Origin of the sequence: Flavobacterium johnsoniae (assembly GCF_001879205.1) — a bacterium.
In the GTDB taxonomy this organism is placed as follows: Bacteria; Bacteroidota; Bacteroidia; order Flavobacteriales; family Flavobacteriaceae; genus Flavobacterium; species Flavobacterium johnsoniae_A.
Map to the genome: position 1 here is coordinate 188,846 of NZ_MLFK01000013.1, position 26,566 is coordinate 215,411.

22 protein-coding genes and 1 tRNA gene are annotated in these 26,566 nt (G+C 34.4%); 16 read left to right on the plus strand and 7 right to left on the minus strand.

From position 1 onward, the window contains the following. Position 1 precedes the first annotated feature (1 nt). The 5 genes from BKM63_RS22850 (at position 2) to BKM63_RS22870 (ending at position 3,906) form a co-directional block, all read left to right on the plus strand. Entirely contained in the window at positions 2-952 is a 951-nt protein-coding gene (locus tag BKM63_RS22850; protein ID WP_083572321.1) for a polysaccharide deacetylase family protein, read from the plus strand. Positions 953-1,192: 240 nt separating this feature from the next. After that, a complete protein-coding gene (locus BKM63_RS22855) occupies positions 1,193-1,660 on the plus strand; it encodes an SRPBCC family protein (protein ID WP_071638883.1) in 468 nt (155 codons plus the stop codon). Positions 1,661-1,907: 247 nt separating this feature from the next. Next, positions 1,908-2,276, plus strand: coding sequence for an iron chaperone (locus BKM63_RS22860; protein ID WP_071638884.1), 369 nt, complete (start codon positions 1,908-1,910; stop codon positions 2,274-2,276). A 40-nt stretch (positions 2,277-2,316) separates the two neighbouring features. Beyond that, positions 2,317-3,216: a TlpA family protein disulfide reductase gene (locus BKM63_RS22865; RefSeq protein WP_071638885.1), complete on the plus strand. Its 900-nt coding sequence runs from the start codon at positions 2,317-2,319 to the stop codon at positions 3,214-3,216. 9 nt (positions 3,217-3,225) lie between these two features. After that, complete coding sequence (locus tag BKM63_RS22870) at positions 3,226-3,906, plus strand: mutarotase (RefSeq protein ID WP_071638886.1); 681 nt, start codon at positions 3,226-3,228, stop codon at positions 3,904-3,906. A 44-nt stretch (positions 3,907-3,950) separates the two neighbouring features. Here the strand turns inward: BKM63_RS22870 and BKM63_RS22875 are convergent, their stop codons facing one another. The 3 genes from BKM63_RS22875 to BKM63_RS22885 are packed head-to-tail and all read right to left on the minus strand — an operon-like array spanning position 3,951 to position 7,249. Further along, complete coding sequence (locus BKM63_RS22875; RefSeq protein ID WP_071638887.1) at positions 3,951-4,313, minus strand: VOC family protein; 363 nt, start codon at positions 4,311-4,313, stop codon at positions 3,951-3,953. A 19-nt stretch (positions 4,314-4,332) separates the two neighbouring features. After that, complete coding sequence (locus BKM63_RS22880) at positions 4,333-5,076, minus strand: DUF2625 domain-containing protein (RefSeq protein WP_207539306.1); 744 nt, start codon at positions 5,074-5,076, stop codon at positions 4,333-4,335. 25 nt (positions 5,077-5,101) lie between these two features. Beyond that, positions 5,102-7,249 carry a cation:proton antiporter gene (locus tag BKM63_RS22885; RefSeq protein ID WP_071638888.1) on the minus strand — a complete coding sequence of 716 codons (2,148 nt, stop codon included), beginning with the start codon at positions 7,247-7,249 and terminating at the stop codon, positions 5,102-5,104. A 318-nt stretch (positions 7,250-7,567) separates the two neighbouring features. On the opposite strand from BKM63_RS22885, the gene BKM63_RS22890 reads away from it, so the two are divergent. From BKM63_RS22890 to ypfJ, 9 genes are all read left to right on the plus strand, one after another. Further along, positions 7,568-8,995 (plus strand): L-serine ammonia-lyase, encoded by a 1,428-nt coding sequence (locus BKM63_RS22890; protein ID WP_071638889.1) that lies wholly within the window; start codon positions 7,568-7,570, stop codon positions 8,993-8,995. A gap of 91 nt (positions 8,996-9,086) precedes the next feature. Beyond that, complete coding sequence (locus tag BKM63_RS22895) at positions 9,087-10,283, plus strand: SH3 domain-containing protein (RefSeq protein ID WP_071638890.1); 1,197 nt, start codon at positions 9,087-9,089, stop codon at positions 10,281-10,283. Positions 10,284-10,333: 50 nt separating this feature from the next. Next, positions 10,334-11,152 carry a 3-methyl-2-oxobutanoate hydroxymethyltransferase gene (gene panB, locus BKM63_RS22900; RefSeq protein ID WP_071638891.1) on the plus strand — a complete coding sequence of 273 codons (819 nt, stop codon included), beginning with the start codon at positions 10,334-10,336 and terminating at the stop codon, positions 11,150-11,152. A 125-nt stretch (positions 11,153-11,277) separates the two neighbouring features. Continuing rightward, entirely contained in the window at positions 11,278-11,628 is a 351-nt protein-coding gene (locus tag BKM63_RS22905) for a four helix bundle protein (RefSeq protein ID WP_071638892.1), read from the plus strand. Positions 11,629-11,684: 56 nt separating this feature from the next. Continuing rightward, positions 11,685-12,374: an RluA family pseudouridine synthase gene (locus BKM63_RS22910; RefSeq protein ID WP_071638893.1), complete on the plus strand. Its 690-nt coding sequence runs from the start codon at positions 11,685-11,687 to the stop codon at positions 12,372-12,374. A gap of 75 nt (positions 12,375-12,449) precedes the next feature. Beyond that, the gene (locus tag BKM63_RS22915; RefSeq protein WP_071638894.1) at positions 12,450-13,778 is read left to right on the plus strand and encodes an aldehyde dehydrogenase; all 1,329 of its coding nucleotides are present in this window, start codon (positions 12,450-12,452) and stop codon (positions 13,776-13,778) included. Positions 13,779-13,899: 121 nt separating this feature from the next. Next, positions 13,900-14,694, plus strand: a complete 795-nt coding sequence (locus BKM63_RS22920) for a hypothetical protein (protein ID WP_071638895.1) — start codon at positions 13,900-13,902, stop codon at positions 14,692-14,694. Between the two features lie 95 nt (positions 14,695-14,789). Next, positions 14,790-18,842 carry a PAS domain S-box protein gene (locus BKM63_RS22925; RefSeq protein WP_071638896.1) on the plus strand — a complete coding sequence of 1,351 codons (4,053 nt, stop codon included), beginning with the start codon at positions 14,790-14,792 and terminating at the stop codon, positions 18,840-18,842. Positions 18,843-18,934: 92 nt separating this feature from the next. After that, positions 18,935-19,780, plus strand: a complete 846-nt coding sequence (ypfJ, locus tag BKM63_RS22930; protein ID WP_071638897.1) for a KPN_02809 family neutral zinc metallopeptidase — start codon at positions 18,935-18,937, stop codon at positions 19,778-19,780. Positions 19,781-20,099: 319 nt separating this feature from the next. Here ypfJ and BKM63_RS22935 read toward each other — a convergent pair. The 4 genes from BKM63_RS22935 to BKM63_RS22950 form a co-directional block, all read right to left on the minus strand. Further along, a tRNA-His gene (locus BKM63_RS22935) sits at positions 20,100-20,173 on the minus strand. Positions 20,174-20,250: 77 nt separating this feature from the next. Beyond that, on the minus strand, positions 20,251-20,967 hold the full coding sequence (gene bshB1 / locus BKM63_RS22940; protein ID WP_071638898.1) for a bacillithiol biosynthesis deacetylase BshB1: 717 nt from the start codon (positions 20,965-20,967) through the stop codon (positions 20,251-20,253). Positions 20,968-21,055: 88 nt separating this feature from the next. Continuing rightward, positions 21,056-22,120 (minus strand): chorismate-binding protein, encoded by a 1,065-nt coding sequence (locus BKM63_RS22945; RefSeq protein ID WP_071638899.1) that lies wholly within the window; start codon positions 22,118-22,120, stop codon positions 21,056-21,058. 5 nt (positions 22,121-22,125) lie between these two features. Further along, a complete protein-coding gene (locus BKM63_RS22950; RefSeq protein WP_071638900.1) occupies positions 22,126-22,557 on the minus strand; it encodes a PaaI family thioesterase in 432 nt (143 codons plus the stop codon). A 255-nt stretch (positions 22,558-22,812) separates the two neighbouring features. On the opposite strand from BKM63_RS22950, the gene BKM63_RS22955 reads away from it, so the two are divergent. Next, complete coding sequence (locus BKM63_RS22955) at positions 22,813-24,321, plus strand: hypothetical protein (RefSeq protein ID WP_071638901.1); 1,509 nt, start codon at positions 22,813-22,815, stop codon at positions 24,319-24,321. Between the two features lie 279 nt (positions 24,322-24,600). Beyond that, positions 24,601-26,445, plus strand: a complete 1,845-nt coding sequence (locus tag BKM63_RS22960; protein WP_071638902.1) for an endonuclease — start codon at positions 24,601-24,603, stop codon at positions 26,443-26,445. The last annotated feature ends 121 nt before the right edge of the window (positions 26,446-26,566 follow it).

The window sequence follows — 26,566 nt, forward strand, 5'->3', positions numbered from 1 at the left end:
CATGAGTTCAAGAAGAAATTTTATAAAACAGACCGGAATAATTGGAATGGTTGGCATGATAAATCCTATTGAAACTTTTTCGGAAGTTTCAAAGAACGCTCCTCTTTTCTCCCCGAAAAAAACAAAATGGGCAGACGGCTCAAGACTCGTTGTTTCAATTTCAATGCAGTTTGAAGCCGGTGGACAGCCCCAAAATGCCGAAAGTCCATTTCCTCAAAATATACAAAAAGGCTTCATTGATCTTCCTGCCGCAACCTGGTACGAATACGGATACAAAGAAGGTATTCCGCGCATGCTGGACAATTGGGATAAACTGGGCATAAAAGTTACTTCACACATGGTTGGAACTGCTGTTTTAAAAAATCCGGATCTGGCCAAAGAAATTGTACAAAGAGGCCATGAAGCTGCCGCGCACGGAATGAGCTGGAGCACGCAATACACAATGTCTTATGATGAAGAAAAAAAGTTTATTAAAGACGGTGTCGATGCGGTAAAAAAAATCACCGGTTTTACTCCTGTTGGTTACAATGCCAACTGGTTACGCCGAGGACAAAATACGCTCGATATTTTACAGGAACTGGGTTTCAAATATCATATTGATGATCTTAGTCGTGACGAGCCTTTTATAATTCAGGTCAAAAACAAAGATTTTGCCGTCGTTCCGTATACACTTAGATGCAACGATATTGTTTTAATTGAAGGGAAAAACTTTTCGGCAGATCAATTCTTTCAACAAGTTAAAATGGAATTTGACCAATTATACGCAGAAAGTGAAACACAACGCCGACAAATGTCTATTAGTTTTCATGATCGTATAGGAGGCACGCCGCAAATGGTAAAAGCCGCAAATGATCTCATCAAATATATGCAGCAACACCAAGGTGTAAGTTTTAAACGAAAAGACGAAATTGCCGAAATTGCGCTTCATGACAAAACTACAATTAGAGAATAGATTGTAGTCCCGAAGCCTCAGGATTGTTTTTGGAATTTGGGATTTAACTTTTCAAATACTATTATAATGCATATAAGTCCAAAAACTTGTGTGGATTTTTTTTATTAAATTAGATGTTCGAAAAAAGTATCAGTTTTAAATCCAATCTTGTCATTCCGATCCCGAGGCTTCGGGAGAGGAATGACAAACTAGACTTTTTTCACATTTTACAGTTTGCAACTAACATCCTACCAACAAAAAATGAAAACAGAAAATAACAAATTTGCAAAAGCCGAAATGCTGATTAGAAAACCTGTCTCAGAAGTTTTTCAGGCTTTTATTGATCCGGAAATTACCAGTAAATTTTGGTTTACAAAAGGTTCCCAAAAATTGGAAGAAGGCAAAAAAACCGAATGGACCTGGGAAATGTATGGCTTTTCGCTTTCGGTTACAACGCACGTTTTACAGGAAAATAAAAAGATTGTCATCGAATGGGGAAATCCCGATGAAACGACTTTAGTAGAATGGATATTTACACCATTAAACGAAAATGAAACTTTTGTAAGCATTACAAATTCGGGTTTAAAAGGAGATTCAGATAAAATAATTGATCAGGTTCGAAATTCAACCGAAGGCTTTACTTTAGTTTTAGCAGGAGCAAAAGCTTATTTAGAACATCAATTACAATTGAATTTGGTTTTGGACCGATTCCCGAAAGGACTTGCTTAGAGGATATATTTAACCGCAAAGTACGTTAAGATTTACGCTAAGTAAGCTAAGTTTTTTTTACAGTCTAAAAAACAATTAACGTACTGTGCTGTCATTTCGACGAAGAAGAAATCTCCCCAAGTAACTCCTCAACGAAAGTCCAATCTTTGGCGAGCTTATCGCGGAGATTTCTTCTTCGTCGAAATGACATAAAATGAGAAGATCTTCACTTTAGTGACTTGCAATAGTAACCTGAAACAAAAAAAACATGGAAACGAAAAAACCCGAAAATATAGACGAATACATTGGCGCTTTCCCAAATGACGTTCAGGAAATTTTAGAGAAAGTTAGAATAACAATTCAAAAGGCAGCACCCGATGCCAAAGAAAAAATCAGTTATTCGATGCCGGCTTTTGATCAAAACGGAATCGTGGTTTATTTTGCGGCTTTTAAAAACCATATCGGACTGTATGCTCTGCCAAGCGGTCACGAAGCTTTTGCTGCAGAACTTTCAAAATACAAATCAGGAAAAGGTTCTGTTCAGTTTCCTCTAAAAGATAAAATACCCTATGATTTAATTACTAAAATTGTAAAATTTAGAGTGAAAGAAAATCTTGAAAAAGCAAAAAAGAAGTAAATTTCTCGAATCTAAAAACTTAAATAATTAATTAACATCGATGAAAAATCTAAACTTCCTTTTTATTGGCATTGTATTACTTACTTGTAATTTTGTAAATGCTCAGGATGATGCAGCTGTAGAAAAGGAAATTGCCGAATTTCATCAACCTTATAAAACTAAATTTGAATCTATTCTGGCATTAACCAAACAAAATCAACTTGAAATTGAAACTGTAAAAGATTCGGTTAAATTACAGCAGCTTTTACTCAAAGGTGATTCTTTAATCAACGAGATTGATAAAAATCGGATAAATGAATTAAACCAAGAATTTAAGTTCGCAAAAGAACATCCCAATTCAATAAAAAGTCTGGAAATGATTCGAATAAGAGTCGGACGTTTTGAAGGCATGAATTATTATGATACTTTCGAGGAAGTATTTCAAAATTTTTCTCCAGAAATCAAGAACTCCGAAAAGGGAAAAGAAATGGCAGAAAAACTAAAATACTTCAAGCAAAGTAAAGTAGGAAGTCCTGCGCCCAATTTTATCTTAAAAGATAGTAACGATAAAACTATTTCACTTGCTGATTTTAAAAACAAAGAATATATTCTAATCGATTTTTGGGCCAGCTGGTGCGCTCCTTGCCTGGAAGAATTACCATACATAAAAGAACTCTACAAAAAATACCAACATCAAGGTTTTGAAATCATAAGTATTACAGAAGATAAAGAATCAGATTCCTGGAAAAATGCTATTATAAAAAATAAAATAGAATCATGGAAACATATTTCGTTATTAGAAAACCAAAGTAAAATCGATAAAGAGTATTTTGTGAATGGAATTCCGCATAAGGTCTTGATTGACAAAAACGGAATTATAATTGGAAAATGGAAAGGCACTAGCGAAAACAACAAACGTGATTTACAACAGCTTTTAAAATCAATTTTTGAAGCTGAATAAACTATCTAAATGAACTTAACAGAGCATTACAATCAACTTTATAAATCAGCATCTGAATCTATTTTAAATGGAAATTATAGCCTGGACTCCAAAATAAGCGACATTTCAGATTCCAGATTTGGCATTACGCTTCTCCTCCGCCCCAGCGAAAAAATAAAAGCCAATATTCAGTCGTTTTTAAAAGAATTAAAAGCAATTGAACCCCATCAATATTATTATCCGGATTCTGATATTCACATAACTGTAATGTCGATTATTTCGTGTTATGAAGGTTTTAGTTTAGAGAAAATCACCATTGAAAATTATATCGAAATTATTCGTAAAAGTATAATTGATTTAGATGAAATTAAAATCCAATTTCGAGGCATAACAGGTTCAAATTCGGCTATTATGATTCAGGGTTTCCCATCAAATGGCTCTCTGAATAATTTAAGAAACAGACTTCGGGAAAACTTTAAAAATACTGCTTTAGAACAAAGTATCGACAGCCGTTATACAATTTCTACGGCACATTCAACAGTAATGCGTTTTAAAGAAAAACTTCAAAATCCAGAACAATTAATGGCAGTTACAGAGAAATTTCGTGATTACAATTTTGGCGAATTCAAAGCCGATAAACTTGAACTGGTTTTTAACGATTGGTATCAAAGAGAAAGAAATACAATTCAGTTAAAAGATTTTGAGTTGTGAAATTTTTTTATCGTCGCGAATTACACGAATTTGTGGCAGATTCTTTATTTTTTAAATTCTCCAAAATGCCATAAAACACCGGACGGATCGTGCAGAAAACATTCGCTTCCCCAATCTAAATGGCGTGTTGGCGTAAGTTTAACGCCGTATTTTTCTGTTAGGTTTAGTGCCAAAAGTTCATTATAATAACGTTCGGCATTATCAACTTCAATAAAAATCATCGTATTTTCGATCCAGCTTTTATCGTAATAATCCTGAAGATAAAAAGCTATTTCTCCCACTTTAAAAACAGAAAATTTTGGATCTAAAACTGTTTCTTCAAAACCTAAATCACGATAAAAACTCCTGGAAGTTTGGAAATCTTCAGCCCCAATAAAAGGACGGATTGATTTGATTTTATGATTCATCTTATTGTTTTTTTTGAAATTACTTATCAAAACCAAGTTGTTTTCGTAAATCTAGATTCAGGCTGTATTGTTCCTCAACCGGAATTACTTTTCTGGAACTTTTATTAATATCACTTCCTTCGGCTGTCCATAAAAAAGGGTAAAAATTAAAAACCTGATCGCCTTTTATTTTCGAAACCTCTTCTCTCCATCCGTTCCATCTGTTTCCTTCATAAAACTTGTCGAGATCGTTATTAAAACAGAAACCTAAAAATTCAGAATACGTTATATCAAGCTGTTCATATTCGAGGTTATCCGGCGAAAAATAATAGATTTTCCCTACATCAGTTCCTAATCCCCCGCCATTTAATAAATAAAAACCGCCAATGGCATCATCTGCAATTAATAAAAAAGAAGGATTTTCGCCAAATTCATTAAACGATTTTCCTTTGTTCCAGTCCGGCAGTGAACGGTCAAATCCTGAACTTCCTGAACCCAAAATACGAATCCAGCCATCATCGACTAAAAGACCGCCTGTCATAAAAACAACTGCTCCCATTGTAGAACGCGTTGTAACCTGAGTTTTATACAAAGCGTCTTTTGCTTTAACAGCATCGACCGGTAGAATTTCGACCTTGTTTTTTGCTGTTTTAATCCAGTCCTCAACGATCACCCAGCCAGGGTCATTCTTATCTATTAGTTCTTCAACCTTCTTCATTTTATTTTGTCCAATTGCTGCAAAATTTATAAATATCAATGCAATTACCAGGAAACTTCTTGTCATTTATGCTATAGTAAATATTTCTATTCTAACCTTTTTTCAAAATACTTCCCAAACCACGTCCAATCTGCTCAATTGCTTCCAGACTTTTAGTTAACGGAGATGCCGTAAAATCTTCGTAAGCATCCATGGCACTTTCTTTTCGGTCGTCCTGCGGATAAACTAAAATGATATTGTTATCATTAAAGAATTTTTCGAATTTTTGAGGAAGTCTGTCAAAAATAGAATGATAAGAAACCGAACCTTTTCGGGAAAGGTTGAAAACAATTAAATCAGTCGGACGGATTTCATCTGAAATAGATTCAAAATCATCCCATTCTAAAACACTTTTAAAACCTAATTTAGCATTCAATCGAAGATTATTAGCAATCTGTTGAATGGTTTGATGTGTTTTATATTCGGCATAAATTACTATCGGGATACTCAATTCCTGCGATAACCTGCAGATTTTCTGTAGTAAAAGCTGAAATCCAACACCGCGTTCTGAAAATGGCGGACAAATAAAAACCAGCCTTTTTTCTTCGATAAAATTTCTTTGAAACCTGCAGATAAATAAGCTTTTATCGACATTGTTGATAATTGAATCTACATTTTCTCCAAAAATTTTATCCAGAAATCCGGTTTTTCTTGGCCATCCTACAATCACAATATCCGACATGATTTCTTTAGAAGTCCTTGCAATACCACTCGCCGGATTATGATCGATTCTGGCAATGGTATTGATTTTCACTTCAGATGCTGAACCCTGAATTACAAATTTATCAACCGCTTTTCGGTATTTTAAAATGTTTTTTTCTGCCTGATCGTTATTCGGAACAATTGTTAAAAGCGTTACCGGATTGGCTGATTTTTTATCTTTAATTAAAAGTGCAAAATCTAACAAACTGGCTGTAGCCGAAGTTTTTGCCAGCGGAATTAAAATATGCTCGTCTAAAATTTGGTCTTTATCTGCATCTTCATGCGAAACTTCTTCCTCGCAGATGGCAATTTTTTTCGCTGCTTTTTCAGTAGCGAAAGAAGCAACGATACATGTTATTAAAATTAAAATAATGGTTCCGTTTAGGATGTTTTCATCCAGAATTTCAGCTTTAAATCCAACTAAAATCACGGCCAAAGTTGCTGCGGCATGAGCACTGCTCAAGCCAAAAATAAGCTGTCTTTCGGTTTTGGTATATTTAAAAACGATCTGAGTAAAAAAGGCAGCGATCCATTTTCCAAAAATGGCCACAACGCTCAGAGTTCCTGCCACAATTAAAGCTGTTGGTCCGCTGAGAATTACGCTGATGTCTACCAGCATTCCTACAGAAATCAGGAAAAATGGAATAAACAGCGAATTGCCAATAAATTCAATTCTGTTCATCAAAGCAGACGAGTGCGGAATTAAAGGATTTAATGCCAAACCGGCCACAAAGGCACCAATAATAGGTTCTACTCCTGCTACTTCGGCTAAAAATGCAGCGAAGAAAACCACAGAAAGAACAAATATATAATGCGCATGTTTTTCACTTTCTAATTTTTTGAAGAACCATTTGGCAATTCTTGGAATAACCAAAAACATAATTGCTGAGAAAATGGCCAATGAAACTGTTAGTTTTATCCAGAAAGCCTGATTTAAACTTCCCTGAGCGCTTCCCATAATAACCGCCAGGATTATTAAAACTGCAGTATCCGTTAAAATTGTTCCTCCTACTGTAATCGCAACAGCCTGATTTTTTGCAATACCAAGTTTACTTACAATAGGATAAGCTACAAGAGTGTGCGTTGCAAACATACTCGCGGTTAGGAAACTGGCGTTGAAATCATATTGCAGTAAATAATAACAAACGGGAAAACCAATGGTCAGGGGGAAAATAAAGGTGAAAAATCCAAATAACAAACTTTTATTTCGATTGGCTTTAAACTCATTCATATCCAATTCTAAACCGGCAATAAACATAATATACAAAAGCCCGATCGTTGAAAATAAATCTACAGCTGAATTTTTTGCCAGAATATTAAGTCCGTGCGGCCCAATGATAACGCCCGAAATAATAAGTCCGATAATACCCGGGATATTTATTTTTTTTAATAAAATAGGCGACAAGAGAATAATGAAGAGTATTAACGAAAAAATCAATACTGGGTTATTGAGTGGTAATTCGAATTCTTGTAAAAAATGCTTGAAAAATTCTATCATAATATAATTTTATCTTCTTTGTAGTCTTTTAATTTTTCGCAAAAAAATGTATCCAAATTAAAATGAAATCTCAGAAGTTATGGTTTACCGATTTACTTTGGAACTAAAAAAATCGGATTCTTTAGTGATTGTTTCAATACAAAAATACCTAAAAAAAATACCAAGTTTTCACGAAAACCGCATATTAAGCAATAAATTTTGTTTCATTGCCAAATTATTAAAATTTAATATTTTTTTTAACAAAACTGCAACATTAACAAACGAAAATAAATGTTCATTGCATTATTCAATTATCTTTGTCTTAATAAATATTGCACAATGGAAGAATGTATCTCTGTTTTTGATATGCTTAAAATTGGCGTTGGTCCTTCAAGTTCACATACTTTGGGGCCTTGGAGAGCCGCAGAACGTTTTTTAAAGGAGTTAAAAGACGAATCAATTTTAGACCAGATTAAACGCGTAAAGGTCGATTTATACGGATCACTTTCTTTAACCGGAAAAGGCCATGCTACCGATTTATCTGTTATGCTGGGTTTAAGCGGTCAGGATCCTGAATATATTCCGGTTGATAATATTGCCGGAATTATTAAAAAGATCGAAGATACAAACGAGATTATTCTGGCTGACGAATACTCAATTCCGTTTTATTTTCTTCAGGATATTGTTTTCAATAAAGAGTTTCTTCCTTTTCACGCAAACGGATTAAAATTTACGGCCTATAAAAATGATGATTCAGAATACGAATCTACTTTTTATTCTATCGGCGGTGGTTTTGTCGTTAAAGAAGAGCGCGAAAACGCGAAAATCAAAGAAGTTATAAAATGTGCTTTCCCCTTTCCTATCCAGAATGCGGTAGAGCTTTTAAACTATACGATTTCTGAAAACAAATCGATTTCTGAAATTGTATATGAAAATGAAAAATCAATGCGCTCCGAAGAAGAAATTCATTCAGAATTAATGCGTATTTGGAATACAATGCTCGAATGTATGTATATTGGCTGCCATACGGGAGGAATTCTTCCGGGCGGTTTACATGTAAGAAGACGAGCTTTTGATATGCATCAAAATTTAATTGGTTTATCAAATTACAATGATCCGCAGTCCTGGCTGGAAGAAATCAGGAAAACGGAAGTTAAATTTCGCCAGATTTTAAAATGGGTAAGCTGTTTTGCTCTTGCCGTCAATGAAGTAAATGCTTCGTTAGGTCGTGTTGTAACAGCGCCTACAAACGGAAGTGCGGGCGTTATTCCAGCCGTTTTAATGTATTATCTGGTAATCGAAAACCATAATGCAGGCGAAAAAGAAATTAAACAATTTTTGATGGTGGCCGGAGAAATTGGAAGTATCTTTAAAAAAGGATCTACGATTTCTGCAGCAATGGGAGGCTGTCAGGCCGAAATTGGTGTTTCGTCATCAATGGCAGCGGCAGCACTTTGCGAATTAATGGGCGGTACTCCTGCCCAGGTTTTAATGGCGGCTGAAATTGCAATGGAACATCATTTGGGATTAACCTGTGATCCTATTGGAGGTTTGGTTCAGATTCCGTGCATCGAAAGAAATACCATGGGCGCTATAAAAGCCATAAATGCAGCCGAACTGGCTCTTGAAACTGATTCTAAAAATGCCAAAGTGCCTTTGGATAAAGTAATTAATACCATGTGGCAGACGGCAAAAGATATGAATTCTAAATATAAAGAAACCTCAGAAGGCGGACTGGCTGTTGCAGTAAATATGGCCGACTGTTAAAAAAATATTGCCACAGATTACAGGATTAAAAGATTTTTAAATCTGAGTTAATCTTTTAATCTGTGGCAAAATGCTTTTCAAAAACTACTTCATGAAAAAATTCTACTTTGTAATTGCGTTACTTTGCTCAATTTTACTTCATTCCCAACAACGTTATTTTCTAAATTCAGATACACGTCTTTACAAATCAGCTAGTGCTTCTAGTGATTTTTGGGGCTATTTTAAGTATGGTGCTGAAGTCCGTTTATTATCCGAAAGCCAAAATGGATGGTACAAAGTTCAGGCTGATAATTTTAACGAAGGCTATGTGCAGGAAAAGTACGTTGCAAAGAGTTTAAATGCAAAAGATGTCAAAATCAACGATCCGGAAAATCCTATTTTAGATGGCGGAGATGCCTATTATGGAGGCAATCATTTATTTGTTCTGGCTGCAGGTTTAAAAGCAAGGGCATTGCCGGATAAAAACTCGAAAATAAAAGAAATTTTGTTTACCGGAGATCCGGTTGCTGTAGATTATGTTCCTGTAAACCAAGAGGATTGGGTAAACTTAAACGGGAATTTTGATGAAGAATATGCACAATATTCTTTACGAAAGTTCATTGGCCTAAGACCCAATTTTGATAAACTGCTGAAGGATTTTGATAAACTGGACATAAATGCCGTTGCTGATCGCAAAACAATCAGCGAAAGAATTGTAGAATTAGCCTGGAACAGCGATTATTCAAAATTAGTACCTGCTTACCAAAGATATTATGAAGTGGTTAAGCAAATAAATGATCCCAAATTAATTGCTGAAACAGAACTGAATATGGCTCTGGCCAAAGGTTTAGAAAAACACAAACTGCCAGAACAAATTACTGCTTTTGTTAAAAAAACCGAATTCAGTTTAAAAGGAACCAAAACAAAATCATTATACTTTTCTCAGACTGATTTAGTTAAACTTTTTGGAAAACCAACTAAAAAAGCCAATGTTGGCGATGAATGCGGCATTTACTTAAGTGACTTATTCTATTACTACCCGGATTTAGAAGTTTCTGTAGATGAAAAGAAAAATCAGGCAGAAATTGTTAAGGTTTTTATCAACGAAAACAATAAACTCATTATAAATTCAAACGCAGTATTAGATAATTCGGTGTCCGAAAAAGCTTTCATTGAAAAATACGGGACTTACATCGAAGCCTCTTTAAAAACGCCGCATAATTATTCTATCATAATGGAAGACAGTCAATTCAGAATTGTATTTAAAGACGGAAAGCTTTTTTCTGTCGAAATATTCTTTTATTGCTGATTCCCCTTTTACAATTATTCAATACTTTTACATTATCAAAAAAAATTAAAATGTCAGTAGCAAAAAAAGATTATAAAAGAATCACAACAAAGTCATTAATTGAAATGAAAAGCAACGGAGAAAAAATCTCCATGCTTACCGCATATGATTATACAATGGCTAAAATTGTTGATACCGCAGGAGTCGATGTGATTTTAGTGGGAGATTCGGCATCAAATGTTATGGCGGGTCACGAAACGACACTGCCAATTACTTTAGATCAAATGATATATCACGCTTCATCTGTAGTCCGCGCTGTAGAAAGAGGTTTAGTCGTAGTCGATTTGCCTTTTGGAAGCTATCAGTCTGATCCTAAAGAAGCTTTGCGTTCTGCCATCAGAATTATGAAAGAAAGCGGCGGACACGCTGTAAAATTAGAAGGTGGAAAAGAAATTAAAGAATCGATCAAAAAAATATTAAACGCAGGAATCCCGGTTATGGGACATTTGGGTTTAACTCCTCAGTCTATCTATAAATTTGGAACTTACAGTGTTCGCGCAAAAGAAGAACAAGAAGCAGAAAAATTAATTGAAGATGCTAAAATGCTGGAAAAAATAGGATGTTTTGGAATTGTTCTTGAAAAAATTCCTGCCGATTTAGCCGAAAAAGTAGCTAAAAGTATTTCGATTCCTGTTATCGGGATTGGTGCCGGAGGCGGTGTTGACGGACAAGTTTTGGTTATTCACGATATGTTAGGTATGAACAATGAATTTAGTCCGCGTTTCCTGCGCCGTTATCTAAACTTATACGAAGAAATGACCAAAGCAATCGGCCAGTATGCTGCCGACGTGAAGTCTAGTGATTTCCCTAATGCAGGGGAACAATATTAAGTTTAGACTTTCTTAGATTTTTAGACTGACTTAGACTTCTTAGTTTTTTTTCTTAAATTATTTAAACTAAGAAGTCTCATATTTAAAGTGTCTAAAAATCTAAAACCGTAAATAATATATAAAAAATGCATCAATTTAAAGAGCTTTTAATTTGGAAAAAAAGCAGATTATTTTGTTCTAAAGTATATTCGATAACATCTGTATTTCCTAATGAAGAAAAGTTTGGAATAACCAATCAGTTAAGAAGAGCAGCAGTATCAATTCCATCAAATATTGCAGAAGGTTCGTCAAGAAATTCAAATAAAGATTTTGCTCGATTTTTAGAAATCGCCATTGGATCTGCTTATGAAGTTGAAACACAACTTTTAATTTCATCTGACTTAGGATTTATAAATGAAGAAAACACAAAGGAATTAATCAATATGCTAGAAGAAATCACTAAAATGACATCCAGATTTCGAGCAACTTTATTATAAATAAAATCCAAAATCTAAGAAGTCTAAGCCAGTCTAAAAATCTAAGAAAGTCTAATATGAAAATCGTTTCAGATAAAAACAATCTCCAAATTCTACACGAAGACAACCATATTATTGTGGTTAACAAACGTGTTGGTGATATTGTGCAGGGTGATAAAACGGGAGATAAACCTTTATCTGATGTTGTAAAAGAATACATTAAAGACAAATACAATAAACCAGGTGATGTTTTTCTGGGCGTGATTCATCGTTTAGATCGTCCTACAACCGGAATTGTTGTTTTTGCCAGAACGAGTAAAGCTTTATCACGAATGAACGAATTATTCAGTAATCGTGAAACTAAAAAAACCTATTGGGCGGTTGTAAAAAACAAACCTGCCGAAGCTGCTGCCAAACTAGTGCATTATCTAAAAAGAAACGAAAAAAATAATACTTCAAAAGCACATCTAAAAGAAGTTCCTGATAGTAAATTAGCCAGTCTGGATTATAAAATAATCAAGGAATTGCAAAATTATACAGCTCTGGAAATTAATCTGCATACAGGCCGTCATCATCAAATTCGTGCGCAATTGTCTGCAATTGGTTCTCCCATAAAGGGCGATCTTAAATATGGTTTTGACCGAAGCAATCCTGACGGCGGTATTCATCTTCATGCCAGAAAACTGGTTTTTGTTCACCCTGTCTCAAAAGAAGACATTACAATCATAGCGCCAACGCCTGACGAAACCATTTGGAATGCCATATGATTTTATGATTAAATTGTTAATTTTTTAAATTTTATCGATTAACTTGCATATACTAAAAATCAAGCTAATCATAAAATGGACTATAAAAACGACATCGGATACAGAAAAGAAACGCTGAAAAAGTTATTATATAACATTCAAAAAAGCGAAGATTTGATTGTAAAAGCTTTATACGATGATTTTAAAAAACCAGAATTTGAAGCTGTTTTAACCGAGACAAATTATGTTATTTCGGAATTAAAAGATACCATTAAAAACATTAATTCCTGGACAAAACCAAAACGCGTTTTACCATCTCTGCTAAATTTTCCATCTACAGATTATATTTATAAAGAGCCATACGGGAATGTCTTGATCATCGCTCCCTGGAATTACCCCTTTCAATTGGCTTTGTGCCCGCTTATTGCCGCCGTTGCCGCCGGAAACAGAGTAGTTCTTAAACCCTCAGAACTGACACCACACACCTCTTCTATCATTGCTAAAATTATCGAAAAAACATTTCACATCAGCCATGTCGAGGTTTTTGAAGGCGGTGCTGAAGTTTCGAATAAATTATTAGCAGAACGCTGGGATTATATTTTCTTTACAGGAAGTGTTGCCGTTGGAAAAATTGTGGCCAAAGCAGCAGCCGAAAACTTAACGCCCGTAACACTCGAATTGGGCGGTAAAAATCCTTGTGTTGTTGACGAAACCGCTAATCTAAAACTAGCTGCAAAACGAATTGTATGGGGAAAATTTATTAATGCCGGACAAACCTGTATTGCCCCGGATTATATTTTGATCCAGAAAAACATGAAAGTTAATTTCATTTCTTTTTTAATGGAAGAAATTGTAAACGCGTATGGCAAAAAAATGGATAAATCGCCAGATTTTGCCCGCATAATTAATACTAAAAACTGGGTTCGTTTAGATCAGATGATTGAGCGAGAAAAAGTTATTTTTGGCGGAGAAACCAACGCTGATAAACTTTATATTTCACCTACATTAATTGAAGAACCGAGTTTAGACAGTCCGGTAATGAAGGAAGAAATTTTTGGACCCATTTTACCTATTCTAACATACGAAACCCAAGCTGATATTCATAACATAATCAGCAAGTACGAAAAACCTTTAGCTTTTTATATCTTCAGCGAAAATAAATCATTTGCAAAAAAACTAATTGCAAATTACTCTTTTGGAGGAGGTGCTGTTAACGACACTGTTGTTCATTTTTCTAACAAAAGACTGCCTTTTGGCGGTGTTGGACACAGCGGTATCGGCGCTTACCATGGGCAAATGAGTTTTGATACTTTTTCTCATCATAAATCGATAGTTAAAAAAGCCAACTGGCTCGATTTACCTATGCGATATGCACCTTACAAAGACAAATTAGCTTCAATTAAAAAGATTCTGGACTGGATTTAAATACCGAAAACAATTTCGTAATGTTTTGTAGATTTTTATACGGAATTGATTAAAAATATTATATTTACGTCAAACAATCACTATCGTAAAACGTAAAATATATAACAACTTTACCTTTAAAATGAAATCGACACTTGACCAGATTGAAGACATCAAAAAAGATGGCTATTCAATAGACTTTTCTACTGTTTTTAATTACGCTTTTGAAAACTATAAAAAAATTGCACTTTACTCAGGACTTATAATTTTAGTCTTTTCTGTTGTGGTTGTAATCGTAGTTATGGGATTGGCAGTTGCCTTTTACGGAGTACAAAGCTTAACTGAAAATTTCCTTGAAGAGTTTCAAAATCAAAAATTAACTTACATTCAGCAGGTTATTTCTACTGTTTCTCTTTCGGCAGTCACGGCATTATTTGCCCCATTAGGAGCAGGATTCTTAAAAATGGCCGATTGCGCAGATAAAGACGAAGAGTTTAATGTTTCGACCATTTTTACTTATTACAAAGCGCCTTATTTTCTTCAATTATTTTCAGTTGCGTTTATTTTAGGAATTGTCAGCACCGGTATTGCTTATTTTATTGATAGTCTGGGAATTGAATTCGTAGGAACTGCGTTTTCATTTTTCATTAATTATTTTACCTTTTTTGCAATTCCTTTAATAATTTTCGGAAACTTAAATGCGATAGATGCCATAAAATCAAGCTTCGTTCTTGTAACCAAAAACCCGGCAACTATATTTTTCTTATTTATAGTTGGATTTATTGGTTCCGCAATAGGTATTTTCGGTTGTTGTATCGGAATCCTTTTTACAGCCGTTTTTAATACATCAGTTACATACGCAACATATTTTTCTATTTTTAACGAAGAAGAACAGCCAGATTCAATTGATTCAATTGGAAAATCGGATTTAGAATAAAACTGAAAAATATGGAACAAAAAAAAGAGCCTAACCTACTCTTTTCCAAGATTTTCAAAAATACTATTTACTAAACCAAACATACCCCAAAATCTATGGTAGAAAACTGTAGTTTTTTCAAATTATTGGTTTCAGGAATTGCCGGCTTTGGCAATACCCTGAAATCAATTATGACAAACTGGTACGTTTTCAATTCTGATATCATATTTTACAACAATCCCAAACTTATTATCCTTGGCTTATCGCTCCTGGGCTTTTTGTGTTTACTCGTTTACCAGTTTTTTAGAATTAAAGCAAAAATTGGAAATTTTATCGAGAAAAAGAAAGAAGCAGAAACTGTCGAAAGAGAATATCAGCTTTACATTTTATTCTTTGGTATTGCAGTTATTGTAATCGAAATTATAAATGAAATTTTTAAAATAAGGCCCAAAAGTTTACTGATAATAAACGTTTCGATTGGTTTTTCGGTGCTTTTAATTTATGTCATAACAGATAAAATAAAATGGCTCCGCGATCGAATTCAACGCATTTTTATCTATAGTTTTTTTATCTACATCAGTTATGTAGGTTACAATATCTTAACACTCACTAATGATGTTGTTCCGATAATTGTCTTCCTAATCTCTTTTTTCTTTTCATATAATATTCTAAAACCAATAAAAGTATACTGGCTGTTTGTCGCAATTGTATTTTTATTTTTGATTTTAACGGTTACATTTCATTTAATTCCGCTAAAAACATCCATACTGTTAATCAATTTCTGCATTTTAATCTTCATCATCAATCAGGTTAAATATGCCGTTTTATTAAACAATCGTGACAACTTTAGATTTACAAATGAAATCGTACACAAAGGAAATTCCTTAACAATAGCAACAGATCAAAGAGGAGAAGTTTTGTTTTGCAGCGAAACCATATACTCTATTTTGGGTTATCAGCCAGAGGAAGTTATGGGTTTTAATTTCTGGAAACTTACGAAAGGGGAAAAATACACAGCCAACATTCATCCTATACATCACCACGAAAACAAAGTATATACACGAAAATTAAAAGGCAAAAACGGAGAATACAAATACATTCAGTGGAAAGACAAAAAATTCTCTGATGATTTAATTATCAGCATTGGCCAGGATGTTACAGAGCAGATTTTGGTTCAGGATCAGTATAAAAACTTAATTCAAACTGCAACCGATATTATTTTTGAAGTTGATGCCGAGGGGCATTTTACCTTTATAAATGAATTTGCATATTCTCTTTTAGGCTATTCAGAAGATGAAATAATCGAAAAACACTATTCTAATTTCATCCATGAAAATTACTCCATGAGCGCGGTTGATTTTTATGAAAATTTTGAAAACAACGGAAACAAATTTCCTATAATAGAACTTCCTATTTTAAAGAAAAACGGGCAGGAATTATGGATATCCCAAAAAATCATCATTCGCAAAAATGATTTAGGACAAACTATTGGATTTGCCGGTATTGCAAGAGATATTACCGAAATTAAAAATGCCGAAAACGAGAAAAAGAGGCGTCTCGAAAAGATTGAAGCCTATAACAATTCGACCAAAAAATTATCCACTACCGATTTTAGCACTTATGACAATTTAAACACTGTTATCGATTATATCATCAAAGAAGCTTCAACGGTAAGCCAGTCAAACCGAGTAAGCTTTTGGAAATATTACAAGGATTTAATTACATGCAAAAACCTTTACAGCTTTGATAATCAAAACCTGAATGATAAAAATATCTTAGATAAAGAATCATATCCTATATATTTTGAAACCTTAAAAAATAAAGCCATCATAAATGCCCCTGATGTTTTTAATAAATTAGAAACATCCGAATTTCAGAAGCTTTATTTCACAAAAAATCATATTAAATCCATGCTTGATGTTCCGATTTTTCTCAGCGGACAACTGGCTGGTGTAGTTTGTTTTGAAAGCACAGAAGAGCAAAGAGAATGGGATAATGAAGATATCAATTATGCCAGAACAATTTCAGACGTAATTTCTCTCGCCATTTCGATGCAGATGCGTCTGGAAACAGAACGAAGATTAGAATTTAAAAGTCAGCTTTTATCAGCACTTTCTCTTTGTACAGAGAAATTTTTACTGAGCAAATCTACTGAACAAATGTTTAAGGAAACTTATGATTTAATTGGAAAGGCATCAAAAGCCGATCATATGTTTTATTACGAAAGAGATTTTTCTACCAATACGGTTACTCAAAAATACAAATGGTCGAGACAAGGTGTAACGCATCAAATAACACCGCTTCGCCATATGACCGAAGATAATCTTAAAGAAATTTTTGAAGCTGCAAAAAACAAACGAATCGTAAACACTTATACCAGAAAACTTCAGGACTCTTTTTTTAAACAATTACTTCTTAAAAATGAAATTAAATCAATTCTGGTTCTTCCACTTTATATCAACGATATTTTTACCGGATTCATTGGTTTTGATGATTGTACGGAGGAAAGAAAATGGTCTGAAGAAGAAATTTATATCTTTCAGGTTTTGGCCAATAATATTTCATCGGCTTTAGAAAGAAACCGAAATGAAAATAAAATTATTGAGAGCGAGGAAAAATTCAAATTAATCGCCAACAATATTCCCGGAACCGTTTATTTATCAAAATTCGATGCTTTTTCTACCAAGATTTTCTTAAATGATGAGATTCAGAATCTAACCGGTTATTCAAAAGCCGAATTCATCGAAAACAATCTGTCCTTTTTGTCGCTCATTCATCATGACGATCGCGATGAAGTTATTAATAATCAAATTGATAATCTTCAAAACGGAATGCCTTTGCATAATGTGTATCGAATTAAAAGAAAAACCGGAGAATATATCTGGGTAGAAGAATTTGGAGATGTTATTAAAAAAGGAGATGAAATTGAATTTGTGGGCGGTATTTATTTTGACATCACCAACAAAAAAGAAACCGAAGATGCGATTAAAGCCAAACAACTTGCCGAAGCGGCAAATAAATCAAAATCTGATTTTCTGGCCAATATGTCGCACGAAATTAGAACACCTCTGAATGGAATTATTGGTTTTACGCATTTATTGATGAAAACTGAACTCGAAGAAATTCAGGAAAAATACATGACCACGATTAATCAGTCGGCACATTCACTGTTAGAGATTATCAATGATATTTTGGATTTTTCTAAAATTGAAGCCGGAAAACTGGAACTTTTTATCGATTTGTACGACATTAAAAAAGTACTGGGACAGGTTTTCGATTTAATTGTTTTTGAGTCCAATCAAAAAAACCTGCAGTTAGAACTCAATGTCGATCAAAATGTTCCTAAATACATCTGGACAGATATTGTGAGAATAAAACAAATTTTGATAAACCTGCTTTCTAATGCGGTAAAATTCACAAATGAAGGTTCCATAAAACTGAATGTCTCTGTTTTATCCAAAACAAAAAACAACTTTTCTACGATACGATTTTCTGTAATCGATACCGGAATTGGAATTATGGAAAAAAATCAGAAGAAGATTTTTAAAGCTTTTTCACAGGCTGATAGTTCTACAACCAGAAAATTTGGCGGAACCGGATTAGGGTTAACAATCTCCAATCAGCTTTTAGCTTTAATGGAAAGCGGACTGCAGCTGGAAAGTAAAATTGGAGAAGGAAGTAATTTCTTCTTTGACCTGAATCTCAAAACCAGCAATCAAAGCATTAATGAAAAATACAACAATGAACTCAAAGCCATTGAATTACAATCAAGTGATAAAATCAATGAGCCCAATAGTAAAAGCATACGATTTTTAATTGTTGAAGACAATAAAGTCAATATGCTTCTTTTAAAAACCATTGTTAAAAATCTATATCATAATGCCTTTATTTATGAATGCGAAAATGGTTATGAAGCTGTAAAACAATTTGAGAGCATCAATCCAACGCTTGTTTTTATGGATATTCAAATGCCAATTATGAACGGCTACGAAACTACTAAAGCCATTAGAAACACTATTCTTGGCAAAAACATCCCCATAATTGCAGTAACAGCCGGAGCCGAAAAAGAAGAAAGAAACAAATGCATTTCAGCCGGAATGGACGATTATATTTCCAAACCAATTATGAAAGGTACTGTAGAGCAAACTTTGGCAAAATGGTTAAAATAATTAAAACTAAATGCTGCCAAATAATAACTAATTCCCAAAAATTATATAAATTCGTACAAGAAAAAACACAAAAAGCTTAAATACAAGATACTATGAAGTGGCAAGGCAGAAGACAAAGTGATAACGTTGAAGACCGTAGATCGATATCTGGCGGAAAAGTTGCCGTTGGAGGCGGTATTATTGGTATTATAATTTTACTGGTAAATGTTTTTGGCGGTGAAAATGCCCAGCTTATCACTCCTGTTTTAGAACAAATGCAGGGCGGGCAAACACAGACAGAAGCTGCTGCTCCGTTGAGCAAGGAAGATGAAGAAATGGGTCAGTTTGTAAAAGTTGTTTTAGCAGATAACGAAGACATTTGGGGAAAAATATTTGCAGAGCACGGAATGACATATAAGAATCCAAAATTGGTACTTTTTAGAGGTTCTGTTCAAACTTCCTGCGGAGGTGCCTCATCTGCATCCGGACCGTTTTACTGTCCCGCAGATCAAAAGGTATACATGGATTTGGGATTCTTTGAAGAACTAAAAACAAAATTTGGTGCCAAAGGCGGCGATTTTGCAATTGCTTACGTGATAGCACACGAAGTCGGTCATCATATTCAGACACTTTTAGGAACATCTGCAAAAATGCATCAGGAACAACAGGGAAAAAGTCAGGCCGACGCCAACAAACTTTCTGTAGCCTTAGAACTTCAGGCTGATTTTTATGCCGGAGTATGGGCACATTATAATCAGGAGAACCTAGATACAGGTGATATCGAAGAAGCTTTAAGCGCAGCCAATGCCGTTGGTGATGACGCAATTCAAAGCAAAATGAGCGGACAAATTATTCCCGACTCCTTTACGCACGGAACATCGGAACAAAGAATGTACTGGTTTAAAAAAGGTTTTAAAACCGGAGACATTAAACAAGGAACCACTTTCGAAGAAATTTGATAATACATAAACCAAATATAATAACCGCCAAAAAGCACGATTTAACGATCGTGCTTTTTTTTTGTTTTCTTTCTGAACCATATAAGTTATATAAGTTCATTTTAGATTAGCAGCAACATTAAAACGCAGAATCAATTAAGATTAAAGACATAACCCGTGATATTAATCACTGATTGGAATATATTCAAAAAAAAAAAAAATCTTTCTTAAACTTTTCAGTTTATCCCCGCTTAATAAATCACTTATACAACTTATATGGTTTAAAAAAAATCAAGCGCACAAAAAAAGCCTTGAATTTCTTCAAGGCTTTAAATTTCTGGGTGGCTGACCGGGTTCGAACCGGCGACCCGCGGCACCACAAACCGCTACTCTAACCAGCTGAGCTACAACCACCATTTTTGCTTAGCGAGTGCAAATATAGAACAAAGGTTCAGTTCTACAAAGAAAAAAATGAAAAATTTTCATGAAAATTACATCAAATCTTCTAAGCTATTGACTGCCAAACATCTTTCAACAGTAAAACCTTCGGCAAAATCTTTACCAACTAACCTTCCTAAGTCCTGCGCACGATAATTTAAGCTTTCCATAAAATTCTTACTTGTAATTGGCGTGGCAGGTTCTTTTGAATTCGGATCATAAAACTGGGTTTTATACGCCATAACAGCTTCAATTTTCTTTTCTTCAAACCCCGTAATGTCTACTACAAAATCTGGCTGCAGGTTTTTCCACTGAATATAATGATACACCACTTTTGGTCTCCATGCTTCTTGTTTCTCTCCATCAATCAAAGTTTCAATTTTCATCAACCCTGATAGAAAACAGGCATCTGAAACCAATTTACTTCCTTTTCCGTGATCGATATGACGGTCGTCAACTGCATTACACAATACAATTTCAGGTTTATACTTTCTGATCATTTTGATAACTTCCAGCTGATGCTTTTCATCATTTACAAAAAATCCATCACGAAGACCCAAATTTTCACGAACCAAAACTCCTAGAATCTTTGCAGCTGCTTTTGCTTCTTCATCTCTGGTTTCAGCAGTGCCGCGCGTTCCTAATTCACCGCGGGTTAAATCTACAATGCCCACTTTTTTTCCAAGTGAAACTTCTTTTAAAATTGTTCCGGCACAACCCAATTCTACATCATCCGGATGTGCACCAAAGGCTAATATGTCTAATTTCATTATTTATATTTTAGTTGCAGTTTACAGTCCCAGTATCCAGTCTCACTAAACTGAAAACTGTGACTGCGACTGTAAACTTATTTTCAATCTATTTTCTCAAAACTCTTTTCATCGTCATTGATTTGTTGACGCTTTCCTCCCATTCTTTTTCCGGAATGCTTTCTTTTGTAATACCGCAACCCATATACAAAATCGCTTGTTTATTCTGAATCTGCATGCTTCGTAAATTTACAAATAAATCAGAACTTATAGATTCATTAGCAAAACTGCTGTTTAATTCGCCCAGAAACCCCGTGTAAAAAGTACGGTCGTAATTCTCGTTTTCTATAATAAATGCTTTTGCTTTTTTCTTTGGCAGACCGCAAACCGCCGGTGTTGGATGAAGCGTATCGATTACTTCCTCAAGAGTCGAATTCTCATTCAAAACTCCCGAAATATCCGTTTTAATATGCCAGATCGATCCCGCTTTTAAACTGTAAGGTTCCGTAACGACAACCGAATTGGCAACTTCGCGCAAACGCTTTACAATAAAATCAGTCACGTATTGCTGTTCGTCTTTTTCCTTTTGCTCCCAGCGAATTTCGGTTTCTAAATTTGCCTTTTGCGTTCCGGCCAGAGCGGTGGTTTCAAAAACATTTCCATTTGCTTTTAAAAGTTGTTCCGGTGTTGCTCCCATCCAAAGTCCAATTTGAGGATGAAAAAAGCAGTAACAAAAAGTCGTGGGATACAATTGGACCAAATGCTGAAAAGTTTCAATAAAATCAAACTCAGCTAAATTTACTTTTTCATTTCTGGATAAAACTACTTTTTTGAATTCGTCATTTTTAATGGCTTCAATTCCTTTCGAAACTAAGTTTTCATATTGAATTTTAGCCTCGGTGTCAAAATTTAAATCATCAATTTCTATCGATTCAAATACAGTAATTTGTTTTTCGGCACTAATAATTTCCGATTCATTTTCAGGAATCAAAATCAGCTGCTTTTCATCAAAAGAAGCAAAAACAAATCCTTTTTCGCTGTAATCCGAAATTTTGTGCAGTGTATTAGTTTGCTGTAAAAGCCCGAAAACGTTCGATGTATTGGGTTTTGAATAAATTACAAAAGGTAAATTTTGATTGTAATGTTGTTTTGTTTTTGAGAAAAAATTATTCATATTCCTTATTCTGTTTTCTTTTTCTCTAAAACCATATTTGTCAATTTGCAAAGCGAAATCAGGTTTCCGGCTTCATCGGTAATTTTAATTTCCCACAAATGAAGACTTCTGCCTTTGTGAATAATTCTGGCTGTACCAAAAACAACACCTTCGCGGATACTTCTTAAATGATTTGCAGAGATTTCGATACCACGTACTTCCTGCTCTTTCGGATTGATAAAAAAGAAAGAAGCTGCACTTCCTACGCTTTCTGCCAACGCTACAGAAGCACCGCCGTGTAATAAGCCCATTGGCTGGTGAACGCTTGGGTTTACAGGCATTTTTGCAGTTAAAAAATCTTCTCCGGCGTCGATATATTCTATTTTCAGCGTTTCCATCAAAGTGTTTTTAGAAAACTCATTGCATCGCGCTAAAATCTGTTCTTTTGTATAATTCATTAAGATGGACTTTAAAATCGTAAAATTAAAGAAAAGATGAGATACAAATTCGAAAATTAAAAATCATTTATAAACTTGTCAGTTTTTTGCTATTTTTACAAAAACAATGAACTTTAATCTTTGGCTGGAAAGTTTTTTTTTGCCACAGATTAAAACGATTTAAAAATATATCACTGCGAATTTTAATTCAGTTTAATTTGTAAAATTCACCACGAAAAAAAAGCTTTTTAACCTGTGGCTAAAAAAACTATTTAAATGCGTCAATACTTTATACTCTTCATTTTCGGAATAATTCTAGCTTTTAGTTCCTGCCGAACTGATTTTGATACTGTTGCCAGTACCGGAAATTTAAAGTTTTCAAAAGATACTGTGTATTTGGATACTGTTTTTAAAAACATTGGTTCAAGCACCTATCAGCTTAAAGTTTATAACCGGAGTAAAAATGATATTTCGATTCCTGTAGTTCAGCTAAAAAAAGGTCTAAACTCAAAATACCGTATGACCGTTGACGGAATGAGCGGCAATAATGGCAAAATTTTCAATAATGTAACGCTCTTGGCCAAAGACAGTTTGTATATTTTTATAGAAACAACCGCAGATATTACAGATGCTGATCCAACTGATTTTTTATATACAGATGAAATTCAGTTTGACAGCGGTTCCAATCTTCAGGAAGTGGCTTTGGTAACCCTTATTCAGGACGCTGTTTTTTTATTCCCAACGCAAAATCCTGACGGAACAAAAGAAAAAATACAAATTGAAGGAAAAGATGTCGACGGATTTTACCTCGCCGAAAATGATCCGGTAAACGGAAACGAATTGATTTTTACCAAACAAAAACCATACGTTATTTATGGTTATGCCGGAGTTCCGGAAAACAAAACAGTTACTTTTGAAGCCGGAGCCAGAGTTCACTTTCACGCCAATTCAGGTTTGTATGTTGGCGACAAAGCTTCACTTCAAATTAACGGAACGACTTCTGCAACTGATAAACTTGAAAATGAAGTTGTTTTTGAAGGTGATCGTTTAGAGTCTCTTTATTCGAACATTCCCGGACAATGGAAATCAGTTTTATTTGCTAGCGGAAGCGCCAATCATATTATTAATTATTTAACTTTAAAAAATGCAGTTACTGGTTTAGATTTTAAAAACCCGTATAATACTGTCGAAATTAAAAATACTCAGATTTACAATTGTCTTGAATACGGAATTTTAGCTCAAAACACTCATATTATAGGCGAAAACATTGTAATTAACAATGTTGGTATCGCGAGTTTATCTTGCGTTTATGGTGGTAATTACAATTTTGCACATTGTACTTTTAATAATAACTGGACAAATAGTTCGCATTTTGCCGTTAACTTAAGTAACAAATTAGCCGGTAAAACTCCCGAAACAAATCCGCTGACACAAGCAACTTTTAACAATTGTATTATTTACGGCTCCAGCACAAACGAATTTAATTTAGACAAAAATCTAAATACTGCTTTTGTTTATCAGCTAAATAACTGTCTTCTTAAATTCGGCACTACATCAAATCCCGATTATCAATTTAAAACTGATACAGAACATTACAATCAGATTATTCTAAATGAAAATCCGAAGTATTATAATGTTTCTAAAAACCAATTGAATATCGATAAAACTTCTGCCGCTTTCGCGAAAGGAAATCCGGCGTATATAATTCCGAAGGATATATTAGGAATCACAAGAACTTCTCCGCCCGATTTGGGTGCATATCAGAGTAAAGACTTTCCTAAGTAGCATTTTTAAACCATATAAGTGATATAAGAAAAATTTAAGCTCTGTGAATTTTGCTTGCAAAATAGCGAAGTCGCGAAGTTCAATTTTAAAAGAAAAAACACAAGATCTTCGCGGCTTCACTGAAATAAAAAAAGCTCGTAAGAAAATATATGCAGAATTAAACATTGCTTAACGTACCGCATCCATAAAAGTAGTAGATTTGCTACAACGCACATTTTAAAATTCTAAAAATCAGATTTTTAAAATATGTTTTTACAGCCAAATCTTAAACCATAACTTATGAAAAAAAATTACTTTTTACTTTTATTGCTTTCGGTTACTATTGGTTTTGCTCAAATTCCATCTGGTTATTACAACACCGCAACGGGAACGGGTTATACTTTAAAAACCCAGTTGCACAACATTATTAAAGACCATACTAATAATGGTTATGCTGGTTTATATACAACTTATTTAACTTCTGACGTTGACAATTTTTACGAAAACGACGGCACAATTCTAGACATGTATTCTGAAAATCCATCAGGAACAGATCCGTACAATTACACAACGGGAACGACGCAGAGATGCGGCAGTTATTCTGTTGAAGGAGATTGCTACAATAGAGAGCATATTATTCCGCAATCGGTTTTTAACGAGCAGTCGCCCATGGTTGCCGATGCACATTTTATTACGCCAACTGACGGAAAAGTAAACGGAATACGTTCTAATTACCCGCACGGAACAGTAAGTTCCGTAACATATACTTCTCAAAACGGAAGCAAACTAGGATCTAGTTCAGTGTCTGGCTATTCAGGAACTGTTTTTGAACCAATCAATGCTTTTAAAGGTGATATTGCCAGAATGTATTTTTATTTTGCAACGCGCTATGAAAATACCGTGGCGGGATATTCCTATGCAATGTTTGACGGTTCCAGCAATAAAGTTTTTACAACCACTTTCTTAAATATTCTCTTGGCATGGCACGCACAGGATCCTGTTAGCGCCAGAGAAATTGCACGAAATAATGCGATTTATACTCGTCAGAATAATCGAAATCCTTTTATCGATCATCCGGAATATGTAAATCAAATTTGGGGAGGCACACCATCTGGAGATACTCAGGCACCAACCATCCCAGCGAGCTTGGCTTCGACTTCAAAAACATCGACTTCAATTACACTTGCGTGGAATGCCTCTACAGATAATATTGCCGTTACAGGTTATGATATTTATGCTGACAGCGCTTACAAAACCACTGTTTCAGGCACAACAGCAACTATAACAGGTTTAACAGCTTCGACAACTTATTCTATTTATGTAAAAGCAAAAGATGCAGCCGGAAACACTTCTGCATCAAGCAATATAATTTCGGTTACAACCAACAGCAGCGGAACAGGAACAGCAGCAGATTTACTTTTTTCTGAATATATTGAAGGTTCCGGGAATAATAAAGCACTCGAAATCGCTAATAATACCGGAAGCTCTGTCAGCTTAGCTGCTTACACAATTAAAAAACAAACTAACGGAGCCGGCTCATGGAGTACAGGTCTAGCTTTGAGCGGTACATTAACAACCGGAAGTAAATTTGTAATTGTAAACAGTTCGATTTCTTCAACTTGTTTTTCTCCAGCTTCTGCTAATATTTCAACAACCGCAACTGAATTGACTTTTAACGGAAATGACGCGGTAGGTTTATTTAAAAATGGTGTTTTAATTGACATCATCGGAACTTTTAATGGCGGAACAGCCAATTTTGCTGTCGATGTGACTTTAAGAAGAAAATCGACCGTCACTTCTCCAAGTACCACTTTCAATTTAAGTGCTCAATGGGACTCGTATACACAAGATACCTGTAACAATCTGGCTAGCAAAAAAGTTCAGGCAACCGAGGAAGAAATCGTGGAACTTTCAGATGAAATTGTTGTTTTTCCAAATCCATCAAATGGTATTTTTAATATTATCTTAGACCATCCTGACTCCACTTATTCAATAGAAATTCTTTCATTTACAGGACAAAAAGTTTTCGAAAAACAAAACACCACAGATTCTGTCATTTCAGTAAATCATCTTTCGAGCGGCATTTATGTGGTTAAAATCACAAATAGTTTAAAAACTATAATTAAAAAGATTGTAATCAATTAGATATTTTTACGCAGATTCAGTAGATAATGCAGATTTTAAAACTTAATAAATATTGACACAGATTTATTGATACTCTCACCCAAAAAAAATCTGTTGAATCTGCTGAATCTGCGTGAAAAAT